Source organism: Paenarthrobacter sp. 2TAF44 (genome assembly GCF_052114885.1).
GTDB lineage: Bacteria > Actinomycetota > Actinomycetes > Actinomycetales > Micrococcaceae > Arthrobacter.
Map to the genome: position 1 here is coordinate 38,603 of NZ_JBFRFP010000028.1, position 15,025 is coordinate 53,627.

General features: G+C 61.1%; 14 protein-coding genes. 10 read left to right on the top strand and 4 right to left on the bottom strand.

The features are described from left to right. Positions 1-187 precede the first annotated feature (187 nt). The 5 genes from AB4Z15_RS21350 to AB4Z15_RS21370 all read left to right on the top strand — a co-directional run bounded on the left by AB4Z15_RS21350 (position 188) and on the right by AB4Z15_RS21370 (position 5,615). Complete coding sequence (locus AB4Z15_RS21350) at positions 188-1,540, top strand: hemolysin family protein (protein WP_442018850.1); 1,353 nt, start codon at positions 188-190, stop codon at positions 1,538-1,540. Beyond that, a complete protein-coding gene (locus AB4Z15_RS21355; RefSeq protein WP_442018851.1) occupies positions 1,537-2,610 on the top strand; it encodes a hemolysin family protein in 1,074 nt (357 codons plus the stop codon). The genes AB4Z15_RS21350 and AB4Z15_RS21355 overlap by 4 nt, the downstream gene beginning before the upstream one ends. 115 nt (positions 2,611-2,725) lie before the next feature. Continuing rightward, positions 2,726-3,718 (top strand): metal ABC transporter solute-binding protein, Zn/Mn family, encoded by a 993-nt coding sequence (locus AB4Z15_RS21360; protein ID WP_442018852.1) that lies wholly within the window; start codon positions 2,726-2,728, stop codon positions 3,716-3,718. A gap of 172 nt (positions 3,719-3,890) precedes the next feature. Continuing rightward, positions 3,891-4,724 (top strand): metal ABC transporter ATP-binding protein, encoded by an 834-nt coding sequence (locus AB4Z15_RS21365; protein ID WP_442018853.1) that lies wholly within the window; start codon positions 3,891-3,893, stop codon positions 4,722-4,724. Further along, positions 4,725-5,615: a metal ABC transporter permease gene (locus AB4Z15_RS21370; protein WP_442018854.1), complete on the top strand. Its 891-nt coding sequence runs from the start codon at positions 4,725-4,727 to the stop codon at positions 5,613-5,615. Here the strand turns inward: AB4Z15_RS21370 and AB4Z15_RS21375 are convergent. Beyond that, on the bottom strand, positions 5,612-6,079 hold the full coding sequence (locus AB4Z15_RS21375; RefSeq protein WP_442003823.1) for a Fur family transcriptional regulator: 468 nt from the start codon (positions 6,077-6,079) through the stop codon (positions 5,612-5,614). The genes AB4Z15_RS21370 and AB4Z15_RS21375 overlap by 4 nt on opposite strands. Positions 6,080-6,173: 94 nt before the next feature. Between AB4Z15_RS21375 and AB4Z15_RS21380 the strand changes: the two genes are divergently transcribed. Then, positions 6,174-6,851, top strand: a complete 678-nt coding sequence (locus tag AB4Z15_RS21380; RefSeq protein ID WP_442003824.1) for an MBL fold metallo-hydrolase — start codon at positions 6,174-6,176, stop codon at positions 6,849-6,851. Here the strand turns inward: AB4Z15_RS21380 and AB4Z15_RS21385 are convergent. After that, a complete protein-coding gene (locus AB4Z15_RS21385) occupies positions 6,848-7,930 on the bottom strand; it encodes a PLP-dependent cysteine synthase family protein (protein WP_442018855.1) in 1,083 nt (360 codons plus the stop codon). The genes AB4Z15_RS21380 and AB4Z15_RS21385 overlap by 4 nt on opposite strands. 97 nt (positions 7,931-8,027) lie before the next feature. Between AB4Z15_RS21385 and AB4Z15_RS21390 the strand changes: the two genes are divergently transcribed. Genes AB4Z15_RS21390 through AB4Z15_RS21400 form a run of 3 tightly spaced genes read left to right on the top strand, consistent with a single transcriptional unit; the run spans position 8,028 to position 10,551 of the window. After that, the gene (locus AB4Z15_RS21390) at positions 8,028-8,957 is read left to right on the top strand and encodes a sulfurtransferase (protein ID WP_442018856.1); all 930 of its coding nucleotides are present in this window, start codon (positions 8,028-8,030) and stop codon (positions 8,955-8,957) included. Continuing rightward, positions 8,954-10,126, top strand: coding sequence for an NAD(P)-dependent alcohol dehydrogenase (locus AB4Z15_RS21395; RefSeq protein ID WP_442018857.1), 1,173 nt, complete (start codon positions 8,954-8,956; stop codon positions 10,124-10,126). Before AB4Z15_RS21390 ends, AB4Z15_RS21395 begins: the two co-directional genes overlap by 4 nt. Continuing rightward, a complete protein-coding gene (locus tag AB4Z15_RS21400; protein WP_442018858.1) occupies positions 10,123-10,551 on the top strand; it encodes an HIT family protein in 429 nt (142 codons plus the stop codon). Before AB4Z15_RS21395 ends, AB4Z15_RS21400 begins: the two co-directional genes overlap by 4 nt. A 3-nt stretch (positions 10,552-10,554) precedes the next feature. Here AB4Z15_RS21400 and hrpA read toward each other — a convergent pair whose 3' ends face one another. Then, positions 10,555-14,550 (bottom strand): ATP-dependent RNA helicase HrpA, encoded by a 3,996-nt coding sequence (gene hrpA / locus AB4Z15_RS21405; RefSeq protein WP_442018859.1) that lies wholly within the window; start codon positions 14,548-14,550, stop codon positions 10,555-10,557. Here hrpA and AB4Z15_RS21410 point away from each other — a divergent pair. Then, positions 14,549-14,824 (top strand): hypothetical protein, encoded by a 276-nt coding sequence (locus AB4Z15_RS21410; protein ID WP_442018860.1) that lies wholly within the window; start codon positions 14,549-14,551, stop codon positions 14,822-14,824. The genes hrpA and AB4Z15_RS21410 overlap by 2 nt on opposite strands. Here the strand turns inward: AB4Z15_RS21410 and AB4Z15_RS21415 are convergent. Further along, a complete protein-coding gene (locus AB4Z15_RS21415) occupies positions 14,821-14,991 on the bottom strand; it encodes a hypothetical protein (protein ID WP_223946385.1) in 171 nt (56 codons plus the stop codon). The two genes, AB4Z15_RS21410 and AB4Z15_RS21415, sit on opposite strands and share 4 nt — an antisense overlap. Positions 14,992-15,025 lie beyond the last annotated feature (34 nt).

The following is a 15,025-nucleotide window of genomic DNA, read 5'->3' on the forward strand; positions in this document are numbered from 1 at the left end:
CAACTCCGCACAGCGCACCCCTCGAGCCGGCAATACCCGTTCACATGCCCATCACGCGCCGGCGTTCCAAGCCGGTGGCGCCACGGACCATGCGTCTGCGGCACCCGATCAGCCTCCGCCTGGGCGAATCTCTCCCTCGAGGGCAAGTTCCGCACTGCAAGCGCCTGCCCTTGGAGGGAAGCGCTAAGTGGAATGGTTTCTCCTCCTTGCCGGCTTTGCCCTGATTCTTGGCACCGGCTTCTTTGTAGCAGTTGAGTTTTCCCTCGTTGCCCTGGACCAGGCGAGCGTTCAGCGCGCAGTAGACAACGGCGATCACGGCGCAGCTCCGCTGCTGAAATGTTTGAAGTCCCTGTCCACGCAGCTTTCCAGCTGCCAACTTGGCATTACGCTGACCACGCTCCTGACGGGTTTCGTGATGGAGCCCTCTGTGGGACAGCTCCTGGTGGGGCCCCTGGGCCTCCTTGGCCTCACCCCGGAAGTCGCACATTCCATAGCACTTGTTCTCGCAATGGCTTTCGCCACTCTGTTGTCGATGCTCCTGGGCGAGCTGGTGCCCAAGAATATGGCGATCGCCCTTGCTTTTCCGCTGGGCAGGAAGCTTGCCCGTCCGCAACTGATTTTCACGGCCATCTTCAAGCCCGCCATCGTCGTGTTGAACGGCTTCTCCAACAAGGTATTGAACTTGTTTGGGCTTGAAGCGAAAGAGGAAATCTCGGGGGCACGGACTCCTGCCGAGCTGGCTTCACTTGTCCGGCGTTCCGCGGAGCTCGGCACGCTGGATGCAGGCACAGCAAACTTTGTGGCGCGAACCCTGAATTTCTCTGGCCGCACTGCGGCCGATGTCATGACGCCACGCATCCGGATGGAAACGATTGACGCTGATCAGCCTGTGAGCGACATCCTCGACGCCGCACGGCGGACTGGATACTCCCGTTTCCCGGTGATCGGTGACTCGGCCGACGACATCCGTGGGGTGGTCCATATTAAGAAAGCAGTTGCCGTGCCGGCAGATCGCCGGGCGAAGCTTCAGGCCGGGGCAATCATGACGGATGTGCTTCGCGTTCCCGAGACCATCCATTTGGACGCCCTCCTCTCCGAACTGCGCGAAGGAAACCTGCAACTGGCTGTGGTTCTGGATGAATATGGTGGCACTGCCGGGATCGCAACCCTCGAAGACCTGGTTGAGGAGATCGTTGGGGAGGTCTCCGACGAACACGACAAGGTCCGCCCGGGCCTCTTGCAGAGCGCATCCGGCGACTGGTACTTCCCTGGACTGCTGAGGCCGGATGAGGTATCCGAGCAAATCCCCAACCTGACTGTCCCCGACGAGCCTGCTTACGAAACTGTTGGTGGCTACGTGATGAGCAAGCTTGGTCGTATCGCGAAGGTGGGTGATGTGGTGGAGGCCGGGGGCGGCACGCTGACCGTGACCAGGATGGATGGTCGGAGAATTGACCGGATCTGCTTCCGCCACATTGAGGAAGATGAAGCGGCCGTTGAGGACACGCAGAATGATCGCCATGAAGCAGGTGCCGTATGAGTGACTGGGCAGGAATTGCCTGGCTCGTGGTTCTTTTGATCGGCAATGCTTTCTTCGTGGGTGCGGAATTTGCGATCATGTCCGCACGCCGCAGCCAGATTGAGCCTTTGGCGCAAGCTGGGTCAAAGCGGGCGCAAACTACGTTGCGGGCCATGGAAAGTGTGTCCCTGATGCTGGCCTGCGCCCAGCTGGGCATCACCGTGTGCTCGCTCTTGATTCTCCAGGTTGCCGAGCCGGCTATCCATCACTTGTTGGCGGAGCCGCTTGAGATGGTTGGCGTTCCGATGGAGTTGGCGGATGTCATCGCCTTTGCGATTGCGCTCCTATTTGTCACGTTCCTGCATGTGACGTTCGGAGAGATGGTCCCCAAGAACATCTCGGTGTCCGTAGCGGACAAGGCGGCCCTGCTGTTGGCGCCGCCGCTGGTGTTTATCGGCCGCGTGGTCAACCCAGTGATCTGGACCCTTAACTGGCTTGCGAACCACATCCTCCGATTGATGCGGATCGAGCCGAAGGACGAAGTGTCATCTTCGTTCACCCTTGAGGAAGTCCAGTCGATTGTGCAGGAATCCACACGGCACGGCCTGGTGGACGATGACGCTGGTTTGCTCAGTGGTGCCTTGGAGTTCTCCGAACATACGGCGTCGCACATCATGGTTCCGTTGGACAAGCTGGTGGTGCTGAGGACAGCGTCGACTCCCGTCGAGTTGGAAAAGGCGGTCAGCCGTACCGGCTTCTCTCGCTTCCCCATGGTGGACGACGACGGCGAACTCGCCGGGTACCTGCACGTCAAGGACATCCTCTCCATACCTGAGGAGGGTCGCCGCCATCCGATTGCCGAGGGGCGGATCCGTTCCCTGGCGAACCTCTCCCCGGAGGATGAGATTGAGCAGGCGATGTCTGTGATGCAGCGGACAGGATCGCACCTGGCCCGCGTGGTTGGACCAGGCGGCGCGACACAGGGCGTTTTGTTCCTTGAGGACGTGATCGAGCAATTGGTGGGCGAGATCCGGGATGCTACGCAGGCCACGGGGATACGGCGGCTTGGCGGTCCGCAGACCCAGCAATAGCGGGAAATTGAAGCTTGCGCCGGCCTCGGTGGTCGGCGCAAGCCCTTGCTAAATAGGAATCATTCCCATTTAGAGCTAAGCTGAAACCCAACCAATAAATGTTCTTGATTCTCATTTGAGTAGATCCGAGGTTTCCGTGCGTCGTTCCGTCGCCCGCGTGTCGTTGGCCGCTTCTGCAGGCCTTGCCGCCCTGTTGCTTTCATCCTGTTCCGGTAGCGCCGGGGCAGGAACCCCGTCGTCATCGACAGGGGCCATTGAAGTGGTGACCTCCACGAATGTTTACGGGGACGTCGTGAAGGCCATTGGCGGGGACAAGGTCAACGTGAACGCGATCATCACCAAGACGAGCCAGGACCCGCATTCCTACGAAGCCAGTGCGCAAGACAAACTGGTCATCTCCAAAGCCAAGGTCGTGGTGGAGAACGGCGGAGGATATGACGAATTCCTCCACAAAATTGCCGATGAGACAAACGTTGGCCACGAAAATATGATCAGCGCCGTTGAGGTCTCGGGGTTGGCTCCCGAAGAGGAAAGCCACAGCGAAGGTGCGTCCTCCGAAGAGGGCCACAATCATGACCACGGCGAATTCAACGAGCACGTCTGGTACAGCCTGGACACGATGGGCAAATTCGCCGACGCGGTCGCCAGCAAGCTCGGCAGCCTGGATCCGGCATCGGCATCGACGTTTACAACCAACGCGAACACTTTCAAGGCGAAGCTGACTGAGCTCAACGGGAAGCTTGCTGCCCTCAAGGAAGCCAACGACCACGCTCCCGTGGCGATCACCGAGCCCGTTCCTTTGTACCTGCTGGCAGCGGCCGGACTGGAGAACAAGACTCCGGAGGCCTACAGTGCAGCGATTGAAGAGGGAATCGATGTGCCGGCGTCGGTCCTGAAGGAAACGACAGACCTGGTGGGCTCCGGAGGTGTCCGGCTGCTGGCGTACAACGAACAGACGGAAGGGCCGCAGACCGAGTCCGTAAAGCGGGCTGCCGGGACTGCGGGCGTGCCGGTAGTGAACTTCACTGAGACCCTGCCGGAGGGCAAGGACTACGTGCAGTGGATGACAGACAACGTGGAATCCATCTCGTCAGCACTCAAGAAGTAGATTTCCTCACCTCCCCTTGCGGTGGGGGCCCTGTCGGCGTCCTAAGATATTCAGGATGGCTGCGGGGCCCTCTGTCTCTTACCAGCACAGAATCCCGAACCAGCAAGGACTCCTGTACCAGCTCAGGCATCAAACGTAAGGCGCCACCACTAGTTGCGTTCGCCAGCAACGCATGAATCGAGGACAACTTTTGACACCCGTAGTGAGCCTCCGCGGAGCGAGCCTTCAGTTCGGCAAGAGGACACTCTGGCGCGATCTTGATCTCGACATAAATCCGGGGGAGTTCTTTGCCGTCCTCGGCCCCAATGGCAGCGGCAAGACCAGCTTCCTGAAGGTCCTCCTGGGGCTTCAGGAACTGAAGTCAGGAACGGTTGCCTTGGGTGGGCATCCGGTGGAGCGGGGAAGCAAACGGATCGGTTACATTCCCCAACAAAAGTCCTTCGCGCCGGATACGCCTTTGCGTGCACGAGACCTGGTAGGGCTCGGCATTGACGGCCACCGGTGGGGTATGCGGCTGGCCTCAAGGAAGGTAAACCAGCGGATCGATGAACTGCTGGAGCTGGTGGGAGCCTCGGACTACGCGAAAGTGCCTGTGGGGCAGTTGTCTGGTGGAGAGCAACAACGGCTTCGAGTGGCCCAAGCCTTGGCCACGGAACCTCAGGTATTCCTTTGTGATGAACCGTTGCTGTCCTTGGACCTGCATCATCAGCAGGGCGTTAGTTCACTCATCAACGAACAATGCCATGCCCGGAACAGTGCCGTCGTTTTCGTAACGCACGAAATCAATCCCGTGATCGACTACGTTGATCGCGTGCTCTACCTGGCCGGCGGCCATTTCCGTGTGGGGACGCCACAGGAAGTCATGACTACTGAAGTTTTGTCCGAGCTGTACAACAGCCATGTGGAGGTCATCCACACCAACGGAAGGATCGTCGTCGTCGGGCTTCCGGACGCGACCACGCACTTCCATGACGACGCGCACGCCGCAGCTGGGCAGGAGTTCTAAATGGACCTCAATGGAATCCTGCAGACCATCTTTAACTTTGAGAACTACGGCGAATTGCTGGTGCTGGTTCAAAACTCCATTTGGGCCGGGGCTGTCCTGGGACTTCTTGGCGGACTCGTTGGCACGTTCGTGATGAAGCGGGACCTGGCGTTCGCCGTCCATGGCATCTCTGAGCTGTCCTTTGCAGGTGCGGCTTTTGCCCTGCTGATCGGTGCCGATATCATTTTCGGCTCGCTGATCGGTTCAGTGGCTGCGGCAGTGCTGCTGGGATTCATGGGTGTGAGGGCCCGGGACAAGAACTCGATCATTGGCGTCATCATGCCGTTTGGGCTAGGCCTGGGCATCTTGTTCCTTGCCCTGTATGAGGGCCGTGCCGCCAACAAATTCGGCTTGCTCACCGGCCAGATCGTTTCCGTGGACACTGTCCAGCTTCAGGCACTCGCGGGTACGGCGATCCTGGTGATGATTGCCCTCGTGGCGATCTGGCGCCCGCTCAGTTTTGCCAGCGTGGACCCTGAAATGGCTGAAGCGCGTGGTGTTCCCGTTCGCGGCTTGGCGATAGGCTTCATGGTGCTGCTGGGGATCAGTGTGGCTTTGTCCATCCAGATCGTGGGCGCACTGCTGGTTTTGGCACTGCTCATCACACCGGCCGCTGCCGCACTCAGGGTTACCACTTCACCACGCCTGGTGGTGCTTTTGAGTGTTGTGTTCGCGATCGCTGCCACGGTGGGTGGAATTCTGCTTGCCCTTGGCAGCCGCATACCCATCAGCCCCTATGTCACCACGTTGTCATTCCTTATTTACGTAGTGTGCCGCTTAATCGGGCGGGTGCGGGCCAACCGTGGCCTCAACGGCCGCGTATCACGGGAGCAGCCAGCCGGCGCTCTCTAGAGCTTTCCCGCCGCCTTCTTGGCTGTGCATTCAGGACACAGTCCAAAGATCTCCACAGTGTGCGCCACCTCGGTGAAGCCATGCTCAGCGGCTGTTCGGGCCGCCCAGGTCTCAACCGCCGGGGCTTCAACTTCCACTGCTTTGCCGCAGTTCCGGCACAGCAAATGGTGGTGGTGTCCGGTGACGGTGCAGCGTCGGTAGACGGCTTCGCCCTCCCCGTTGCGCAGGACATCAATGAGTCCATCATCGGCAAGTGACTGCAGGATGCGGTAGGCAGTGGCAAGGGATACGGAGATGCCCTTGTTCTGCAGAAGGCGGTACAGTTCCTGGGTGCTGACGAAGTCGTCCAATTCATCCAGCGCTGCGCTGACGGCCAGACGTTGCTTGGTGACGCGCTGCTCCTTGATGCCTGTCACGGCCGGCGAGGCTGGGCCGGTCGTGGCGGAATTGGTGCCTTGTGGCATTGAAAGACTCACTTCCCTGGAAACGCTGGCAAACCCCAATTTTACCAGCAGGGGAGGCTTGGAAACTGTCAGTGGCCGCACCTAGGCTGTCACCATGAAGCTCACCAAGTTCACGCATGCCTGTGTCCGGCTGGAAAAAGACGGGCGGGTCCTGGTCATCGATCCGGGCACGTTCTCTGAGGCCGAAGAAGCGTTGGCAGGTGCGCATGCTGTCCTTGTAACCCATGAGCACAACGACCACGTTGATCGGCCGGCCGTGCTGACGGCCCTGCGCAGCAACTCTTCGCTTGAGGTCTATGCGCCATCAGGTGTTGCAAAGTCCCTCATCGATGGAGCAGGAGTGGACGCAGCTGGATCCGAAACGTTGGCCAATCGCATCCATACGGTCGAACCGGGGTCCGATTTCGAGGCAGCGGGGTTCCCGGTGCGAACCTTCGGCGGCCAGCATGCCATTATCCATGCCCAGATTCCCGTGGTGTCCAACATCGGCTACCTTGTGGATGGGAACGTCTTCCACCCCGGTGATTCATTCGTGGTTCCGGACGGTATCGACGTCCAGACGCTGCTGGTGCCCATCCATGCGCCATGGTCCAAAGTGGGGGAAGTGGTGGATTTTGTCATCTCTGTGCGCGCGCCCATAGCGTTCCCCGTCCATGATGGCCTGCTTAACGAGTTGGGCCGGGGGATCGTCGAAGGCCACGTCACCCGCATCGGTGCCCGGTACGGAACTACGTACACGCGGCTCGCGCCCCGTGAGTCAGTAGAGGTTTAAGCGGTCCACGCACCGGTTTCGTGGAAGCGGTCCAGGACCGCTTCGTACGGCGCTGGGTCCAGTCCTTTGCTGGCCAGCCAATCCGCGTCGTTATAGCTGCCGACGTAGCGGTCGCCGCCGTCGCACATGAGGGAGACGACGCTTCCCTTTCGCCCTTCCGAGACCATCTTTGCCACGAGTTGCCAGACGCCCCAAAGGTTGGTGCCCGTAGAGGGCCCTGCGTGCAATCCCGTGAGCTTACGCAGGTGTCGCATGGCCGCCACAGAGGCGGCGTCCGGGACTTGGATCATGTGGTCGATGACAGCCGGGACGAAGCTCGGCTCCGCGCGGGGACGGCCGATGCCTTCGATACGGGACGGCAAACCCGTGGCGGCGGCAGCGTTGCCATCCCGCCATGCCGGGTAGAACGCAGAGTTCTCCGGGTCCACCACTGCGAGGCCGGTGCTGTGCCTGTTGTATCGCAGGTAGCGACCTATGGTCGCGCTCGTGCCGCCGGTTCCTGCACCCACAACGATCCACTCGGGAACAGGATGCTCTTCCAGGGAGAGTTGCTGGAAGATTGATTCAGCGATGTTGTTGTTGCCCCTCCAGTCCGTGGCGCGCTCGGCGAAGGTGAACTGGTCCATGTAGTAGCCCCCGGAGGTTTTCGCTGTCTCCTCCGCCACGGCGTATACCTCTGAAGCGTGGTCCACCAAAAGGCAGGCGCCCCCGAATTCCTCGATGAGGGCGATCTTTTCCGGGCTGGTGGTCTTGGTCATGACAGCGATGAACGGCAAACCAATGAGCCGGGCGAAGTATGCTTCGGAGACCGCGGTGCTGCCACTGGAGGCTTCGACGATAGTGGTGCCCTCCGTGATCCAGCCGTTGACCAGGCCGTAGAGGAACAGGGAACGGGCCAGGCGATGTTTGAGGCTGCCTGATCGGTGCGTCGACTCATCCTTGAGATAGAGCTGGACGCCCCAATGCTCGGGCAGGGGGACGGCGTAGAGGTGCGTATCTGCCGAACGATTGTTCTCAGCTTCGATCTTGCGGATGGCCTCGCTGGCCCAAACCCTGTCCTGAATGCACGAATTGCTCACCGGACAAGCCTACCGGCGGGGTGTGGAACGCAAGACTAGGCTGGAAGACCGGCATGGGTAGCAGAGCGCCCGCACAGGCTTACCTGAAGGAGAGCAGATGACCATTCTGATGGACGCATCCGAAGTACACCGGCGGCTCGCGGCGGGGGAGCGCACGGTACTCCTTGACGTGCGCTGGGTCCTGGGCAGGACGGATGGGCACAGTCAATATATGGAAGGCCATCTGCCAGGGGCGGTTTTCGTTGACCTGCCCAGCGAACTCGCGGACCACGCACAGCCCGCCCGGGGCCGGCATCCCCTTCCCTCAGTTGAACGCCTCCAGCTTGCCGCGCGACGCTGGGGGATCAACGACGGCGACACGGTGGTCGCTTATGACAACAGCGGCAGTATGGCCGCGGCCCGCGCTTGGTGGATGCTGAGGAATGCGGGCGTGGAAACCGTCTACCTGCTCGACGGCGGACTGGCCGCCTGGCGTGCGGCAGGTCACCCTGTGGAGGCAGGCGAGGTGACGCCCGCCGTCGGGAATGTCACCTTGGCCGACGGCAAAATGCCAACGATCAATGAGGAGGAAGCTGCGCACTGGCATGAGCAGGGCGTACTGCTGGATGCGCGGGCCGGGGAACGTTACAGGGGCGAAATCGAACCGATTGACCCCCGCGCCGGACACATACCCGGCGCTGTCAGCGCACCGACCACCGAAAACCTCACCGCGGAAGGCAGGTTCCTTTCGGCGGAGGAACTGCGCAGGCGCTTTGCTGGATTGGGAGCGGATGGCCCGGGCAACGTTGCCGTCTACTGCGGATCCGGCGTAACGGCTGCGCACCAGGTTGCTGCCCTGGAAATTGCCGGATACACCGCGGCACTCTTCCCTGGGTCATTCTCGCAATGGTCAAACAATGACACGAATCCCGTGGCCGTTGGGAGTGAACCATTCGAGGACGAACATGTAGGGAACGTTGGGGATGCTCCTGGCGCCCACGGGCAAACTGGCACGAGCACCGCTGCCGGGAGTAGCGTCGGATCATGACCCCCGGACGTCCCGTGCCCCCGCCACTAGCGAAGCCAATCCCCATGGACACAGCGAAGCCTGTTCCTGGGCAATCATCTGAACCGGCAGGTTCCACACTCGCGGCGGCGTTTGGCGCCACGTCCCCGGACAGCGGGTTGGTACCGCTGACTGTGGCGCGCCGCGCGCCCAAGGAAGACGATGTAGAGATCGCGATCGAGTTTTGCGGTCTGTGCCACTCCGATGTTCATGCCACACGTGGCGAATGGCGTTTGCCACCCTATCCGCTGGTTCCGGGCCATGAGATCGTCGGCCGGGTAACGCGGGTGGGGGCTGCTGTGCAGAATTTCGCTCCGGGTGACCGCGTTGGTGTTGGCTGCCTGGTGGATTCCTGCCGGGAATGCGAGAGCTGCCTGGACGGACTGGAGCAGTACTGCGAGCGGGGCAATGTTGGCACCTACGGAGTCCCGGACCCGCGCAATGGCGACGCAATAACCCAAGGCGGATATTCGACGTCGGTGGTGGTTGACCGGCGCTTCGTGCTGCGTATCCCTGAAGCCCTGGACGCCGCAGCGGCCGCCCCACTGTTATGCGCCGGGATCACCACGTATTCGCCGTTGAGGTATTTCGACGTCGAAGAGGGAGATTCGGTGGGAGTAGTGGGGCTGGGCGGGTTAGGCCACATGGCTGTCAAGATCGCCAAGGCCATGGGCGCCGAGGTCACTGTGTTTACCACTTCTGAAGCGAAGTTCGACGCCGCACGGGAACTGGGGGCGGACCAGGTGGTGTTGTCCAGGGACGCCGAGGCAATGGCGGCTGCGAACCGCAGCATCGATGTCATCATTGACACCGTTGCAGCCCCGCATGACCTCAACCCCTACTTCCGCACGCTGCGGCTTGATGGGGCCCTTTTCCAGCTTGGGCTCCCCGCCGAAGACATGCCGCCTGTCAGCCCGGGGTTACTCATACGCCGTCGCCTGGCCTATGCAGGTTCGCTGATTGGTGGGATCGAGGAAACCCAGGAAATGCTTGATTTCTGCGCCGCGCATGGGGTTGCCAGCGACATTGAGATCGTAGGGGCCGAACAACTCAACGAAGCCTATGACCGTATGGTGGCCGGCGACGTAAAGTACCGATTTGTACTGGACACCGCAACACTTCAGGAACCGTCAGAAAGGGCAGATGCATGAGCACGCTGTTCACCAAAATCATCAACGGGGAAATCCCTGGCCGTTTCGTGTGGAAGGACGAGGACGTTGTGGCCTTCCTGACAATCGCTCCGATCACGCCGGGACACACACTGGTGGTGCCTCGTGAGGAAGTGGATTCCTGGACGCACGCCAGCCCGGAGCTTTTGGCCAAGGTCATGGACGTTGCCCAGAGGATCGGCAAGGTCCAGGAAGAGCTTTTCAGCGCCAAGCGCGTGGGTGTCCTGATGGAAGGCTTCGAGGTGGACCACTTGCACGTGCACATCTGGCCCGCCTATTCGATGGCGGACTTTGAGGTCCACAACGTGGACCATAACCCGGATCCTGCCGTCATGGATGCTACGGCTGTGAAGCTCCGCGCGGCCTTGCGGGCTGCCGGCCACGGGGACTTCGTACCTGAAGACTAACCGTCAGGCCGGCGCCAAGGCCTGGTTCAGCACCGTTCGGATGCGCTTCTCGGAAACAGAGTAGGCCGTGCCCAACTCGACGGCGAACAGGCTTACACGCAGTTCCTCGATCATCCAGCGCACCCGTGTTAATTCCGCACCTGCCCTGCGTCCGGGGAGCAACGCTGATACGGCGTCGTCGTAGTCATCCTCCAGCGCCTGAACGATAGCCATATTCAATCCGTCGCGCTGAACATTGCCCTGAAGCTTCTCGAGCCGCTTCTCTATCGCCTGCAAGTACCGTGGAAGCTGGCTCAGTTGCGCGTAGCCCGTCTGTGCCACAAAGCCCGGAAAGACCAACTGCTCCAGCTGGCTTTTCATGTCGTTGAGGGCGCTGATGAGCGGCAGGCTGGCACTGGACTTCAGCTGCTTCTGGATCCGGCGGGTGCTCGCCAGGATGCGTTCGACGACGGCCGTCACTGTAAATACGGTATCGATCAGCTCAGCACGGACTACTTCATACAACGCATCGAAGGCTTCCTTATCCCAAGGCAGTGCCTCCGGGGTCAGTTTGTCGATGGCGGCGAGGGCACAGTCAGCGATCAGGGCACTTACCGAGCCGTGCGGGTTTTGGCTGAACGTCAGCTTTTCGGTGTTGCTGAGATGCTCCAGCACGTACCGGTCCGGTGAGGGAATCCGAAGTGCAAGGAGTCGGATCACGCCACCACGCATAGCCGCTTCCTGTTCCTGCTGGCTTTGGAACACGCGCAGGGCCACAGAGGTACCCTCATCCACAATCGCGGGGTAGCCAGTCACTGCGTGGCCCCTGACCGTTCGGGTAACTTGGCGTTGCACGGTCCCGAAGTCCCATTCGGTGATACCAGTACGTTCGGCCACGGCTCCTTGGGCTGGGTCAGCACTGGCGCGAACGTCAGGGCTGCTGACGCTCCCTGCCGCGGAACCTGCGGTCTTGCCGTTTGAGGTCCCGGGGGCTCCGGTTCTTGTGCCGCTCTTGCCGCGGGCCGTCGTCGCGGGTGTTGCACCGAGCGATTCGGCGATTGCCCGTCGCGTGGCAGGGGCCAGCTTTTCTTGTAGTTGGGCAAGGTCCTTGCCTTCGTCCAGGACCTTGCCGTTGCTGTCCACTACCTTGAAGCTCACGCGAAGGTGGGGAGGCACTGCCTCCCAGTTCCATGATCCTGGTGGGATGACGTGTCCACGGAGCCGGCGAAGAACCAGTTCCAAGGAGGACTCGAGTTCGTCAACGGCGGGATCGAAGTCTCTTTCCAAGGCCTCCGTAGCCTGACGGGCGACGTCAGGGGCAGGCACAAAGTTCTTCCGAACCTGCTTAGGCAGGGATTTGATAAGCGCTGTGACCAGGTCTACGCGTTGTCCCGGAATCTGCCACCGGAACGGTGCGTCGTCCAGTTGGTTCAGGAACAACACAGGAACTTCAGCTGTGACACCGTCTGAAGGATTCGGAGCAGACCCCGGAGCCACAGGATGGAACTCGTAGCTCAGTGGAAGTTCGAAGCCCTTGTGCAGCCACGTCTTGGGGTAGGCAGAGTCATCAAGGGCCTCGGCGTCCTCGCTCATCAAAAGCGACTGATCAAAGTCCAGCAGCGTTGGATCGGTTTGGCGGGCATCCTTCCACCATTTATCGAAATGCCGTTCGGACACGACGTCCGTGCCCACCCGGGCGTCATAGAACTCGAAGAGGGTCTGATCGTCCACCAGGATGTCCCGCCGGCGCATTCTGGTCTCAAGCTCTTCGATCTCCTGAAGGAGCGCGCGGTTGCGGTGGAAGAATTTGTGATGGGTCTTCCACTCGCCTTCCACCAGTGCGTGGCGGATGAAGAGTTCACGGGACAATTCCGGATCGATGCGGCCGTAATTGACCCGCCGGTTCGGGATGATGGGAACGCCGTACAGGGTGACTTTCTCGTGGGCCATGACGGCCCCCTGCCGGGAGGACCAATGCGGCTCGCTGTAGGAGCGTTTCACGAGGTCCGGGGCTACCTGCTCCACCCACAAGGGATCGAACCTGGCAGCGACACGTGCCCACAGGCGGCTGGTTTCCACCAACTCGGCGGCCATGACGAACGCGGGCGATTTCTTGAACAAGGCAGAACCGGGGAAGATCGCGAAGCGGCTGCCCCGGGCGCCGGCGTATTCGCGCTTGCGCTCATCAAGAAGGCCGATGTGGCTCAGCAAGCCTGACAGCAGGCTGATGTGGATTCCCTCGTGGTTGCCTACGGGATCAGCTTCACGCTTGTTGTCCAGCGTGATACCCAAGGGCTTGGCGAGTTGGCGGAGTTGGGTGAAAAGGTCCTGCCACTCCCGGACCCGTAGATAGTTGATGAATTCGTTTCGGCACAGCCGGCGGAACTGGGTTGAGGACAGCTCGCGTTGCTTTTCCTGGATGTAGTTCCAGAGGTTGAGGAAGCCAGTGAAGTCCGAGTTCTCATCGCGGAATCGGGCATGCTTCTCAGCAGCGAGCTGCTGCTTGTCGGTCGGCCTTTCGCGAGGATCCTGGATGGTAAGGGCTGCTGCCAGGATCATCACTTCGCGGACGCAACCGCGTTTGCCTGCTTCGACAATCATCCGGCCGAGCCTTGGGTCAACAGGCAGCTGGGCCAGCTTCTGCCCGACGGCGGTGAGGCCACCGCCGCTGCTGCGGTTATCGCGGGGATCCTTGGACGCAGGCATGCTCGAAGTAGCCGGGCTGAGGGCGCCAAGTTCGCGAAGGAGGGTGACGCCGTCGTTGATGGCGCGTGAATCAGGCGGTTCGACGAACGGGAAGTTCTCAACATCCTTGGGACCGCGGGCAACGCCCATGGCCGTCATCTGCAGAATGACTGCGGCCAGGTTGGTCCGCAGGATTTCCGGATCCGTGAACTGTGGACGGGACTCAAAGTCTTCTTCTGAGTAGAGACGGATGGCGATGCCCTCGGAAACGCGGCCACACCGCCCGGAACGCTGGTTGGCTGACGCCTGGGGTACACGTTCGATCGGTAGGCGCTGGACCTTGGTCCGGTGTGAGTACCGCGAGATGCGGGCCGTGCCGGTGTCGATCACGTATTTGATGCCGGGGACAGTCAGCGAAGTTTCCGCCACGTTGGTGGCGAGGATGATGCGACGCTTTCCACCCGGATTGAATACGCGGTGCTGCTCCTGCAGGCTCAACCTGGCAAAGAGGGGCAGGACTTCCGTACCTGCCAGGCGCCGGTTGGTCTGGATGCGGCCATTGATGGCCTCGGCGGCGTCGCGGATTTCCCGCTCGCCGGAGAAGAACACGAGAATATCGCCCGGTGCTTCCTTGGCCAGTTCATCAACCGCGTCACAGACCGCATCCAACGGGTCCCGGTCCTCTTCCAGTTCGTCATCGGAACCGTCCTCGTCGGACCCGGCAGGCTGTGACAAGGGCCGGTACCGGATCTCTACCGGGTAGGTGCGGCCGGAAACCTCGATGATGGGGGCTGGGGATTCCTCCGTGCCAAAGTGCTTGGCGAAGCGTTCAGGATCGATCGTGGCCGAGGTGATGATAATTTTCAGGTCCGGCCGCTGGGGGAGGACCCGCTTGAGGTAGCCCAGGATGAAGTCGATGTTCAGGCTGCGTTCGTGGGCTTCGTCAATGATGATCGTGCTGTACTTGCGCAGGAGTTTGTCCCGTTGGATCTCTGCCAGGAGGATGCCATCGGTCATGAGCTTGATCTTGGTCGATGCGCTGACCTCGCCAGTGAACCGGACCTGGAATCCAACTTCCTGGCCGATCTCGACGTCCAACTCGGACGCGATGCGCTCCGCAACAGTCCTGGCCGCCAGTCGTCGCGGCTGCGTGTGGCCGATCAGGCCTTTGTCGCCCAGGCCCAGTTCCAAGCACATCTTGGGGATCTGCGTGGTCTTGCCCGAGCCGGTTTCGCCGGCAATGATGGTCACCTGGTTTGCGGCGATCGCCGCCATCAGATCCTCGCGGCGCTCGGATACCGGCAGCTCAGCGGGGTAGGAAATATGAAGTGTCATGGCTGCTGCCAGTCTACTGTGGCTTCCCGTCAACGTCCGCTGTCCCTGTTATATGTCCGGAGCCTCACCGCTGCCCGGCGCTACCCTGCGCCGCCCGGCGCTGCCCGCTGCTGCCCGCTGCTGCCCGCCAGGCGAGCTACTGCAATGCCGCCCCCATAGAGAAGCAGGCATAGGGACGCCCGTCGTTCAGGAAATCCTGGTGGATTCCATGAAGGACGGGCGTCGGATGGACAGGCCTTGGCTGACTGCTTTCAGTGGGCTGGCGGGCGGCTAGTAGATGCGGGGGTTCCAGTAGGGAGTGCTCGGAGCGTCGAAGGCGCTCCAGGGTTCCTTGGAGTTGATGGGTGGGTTGTGGCCGCGTCCGTCCTTCAGGAGGGCGGTCACGGTGGCTGCGACGGCGGTGATAAGGACGATGAAGAGGATGATTCCGAAGATTTCCATGCCTTCAGTCTTCTCCTGGCGGCAGCCAAGAAAC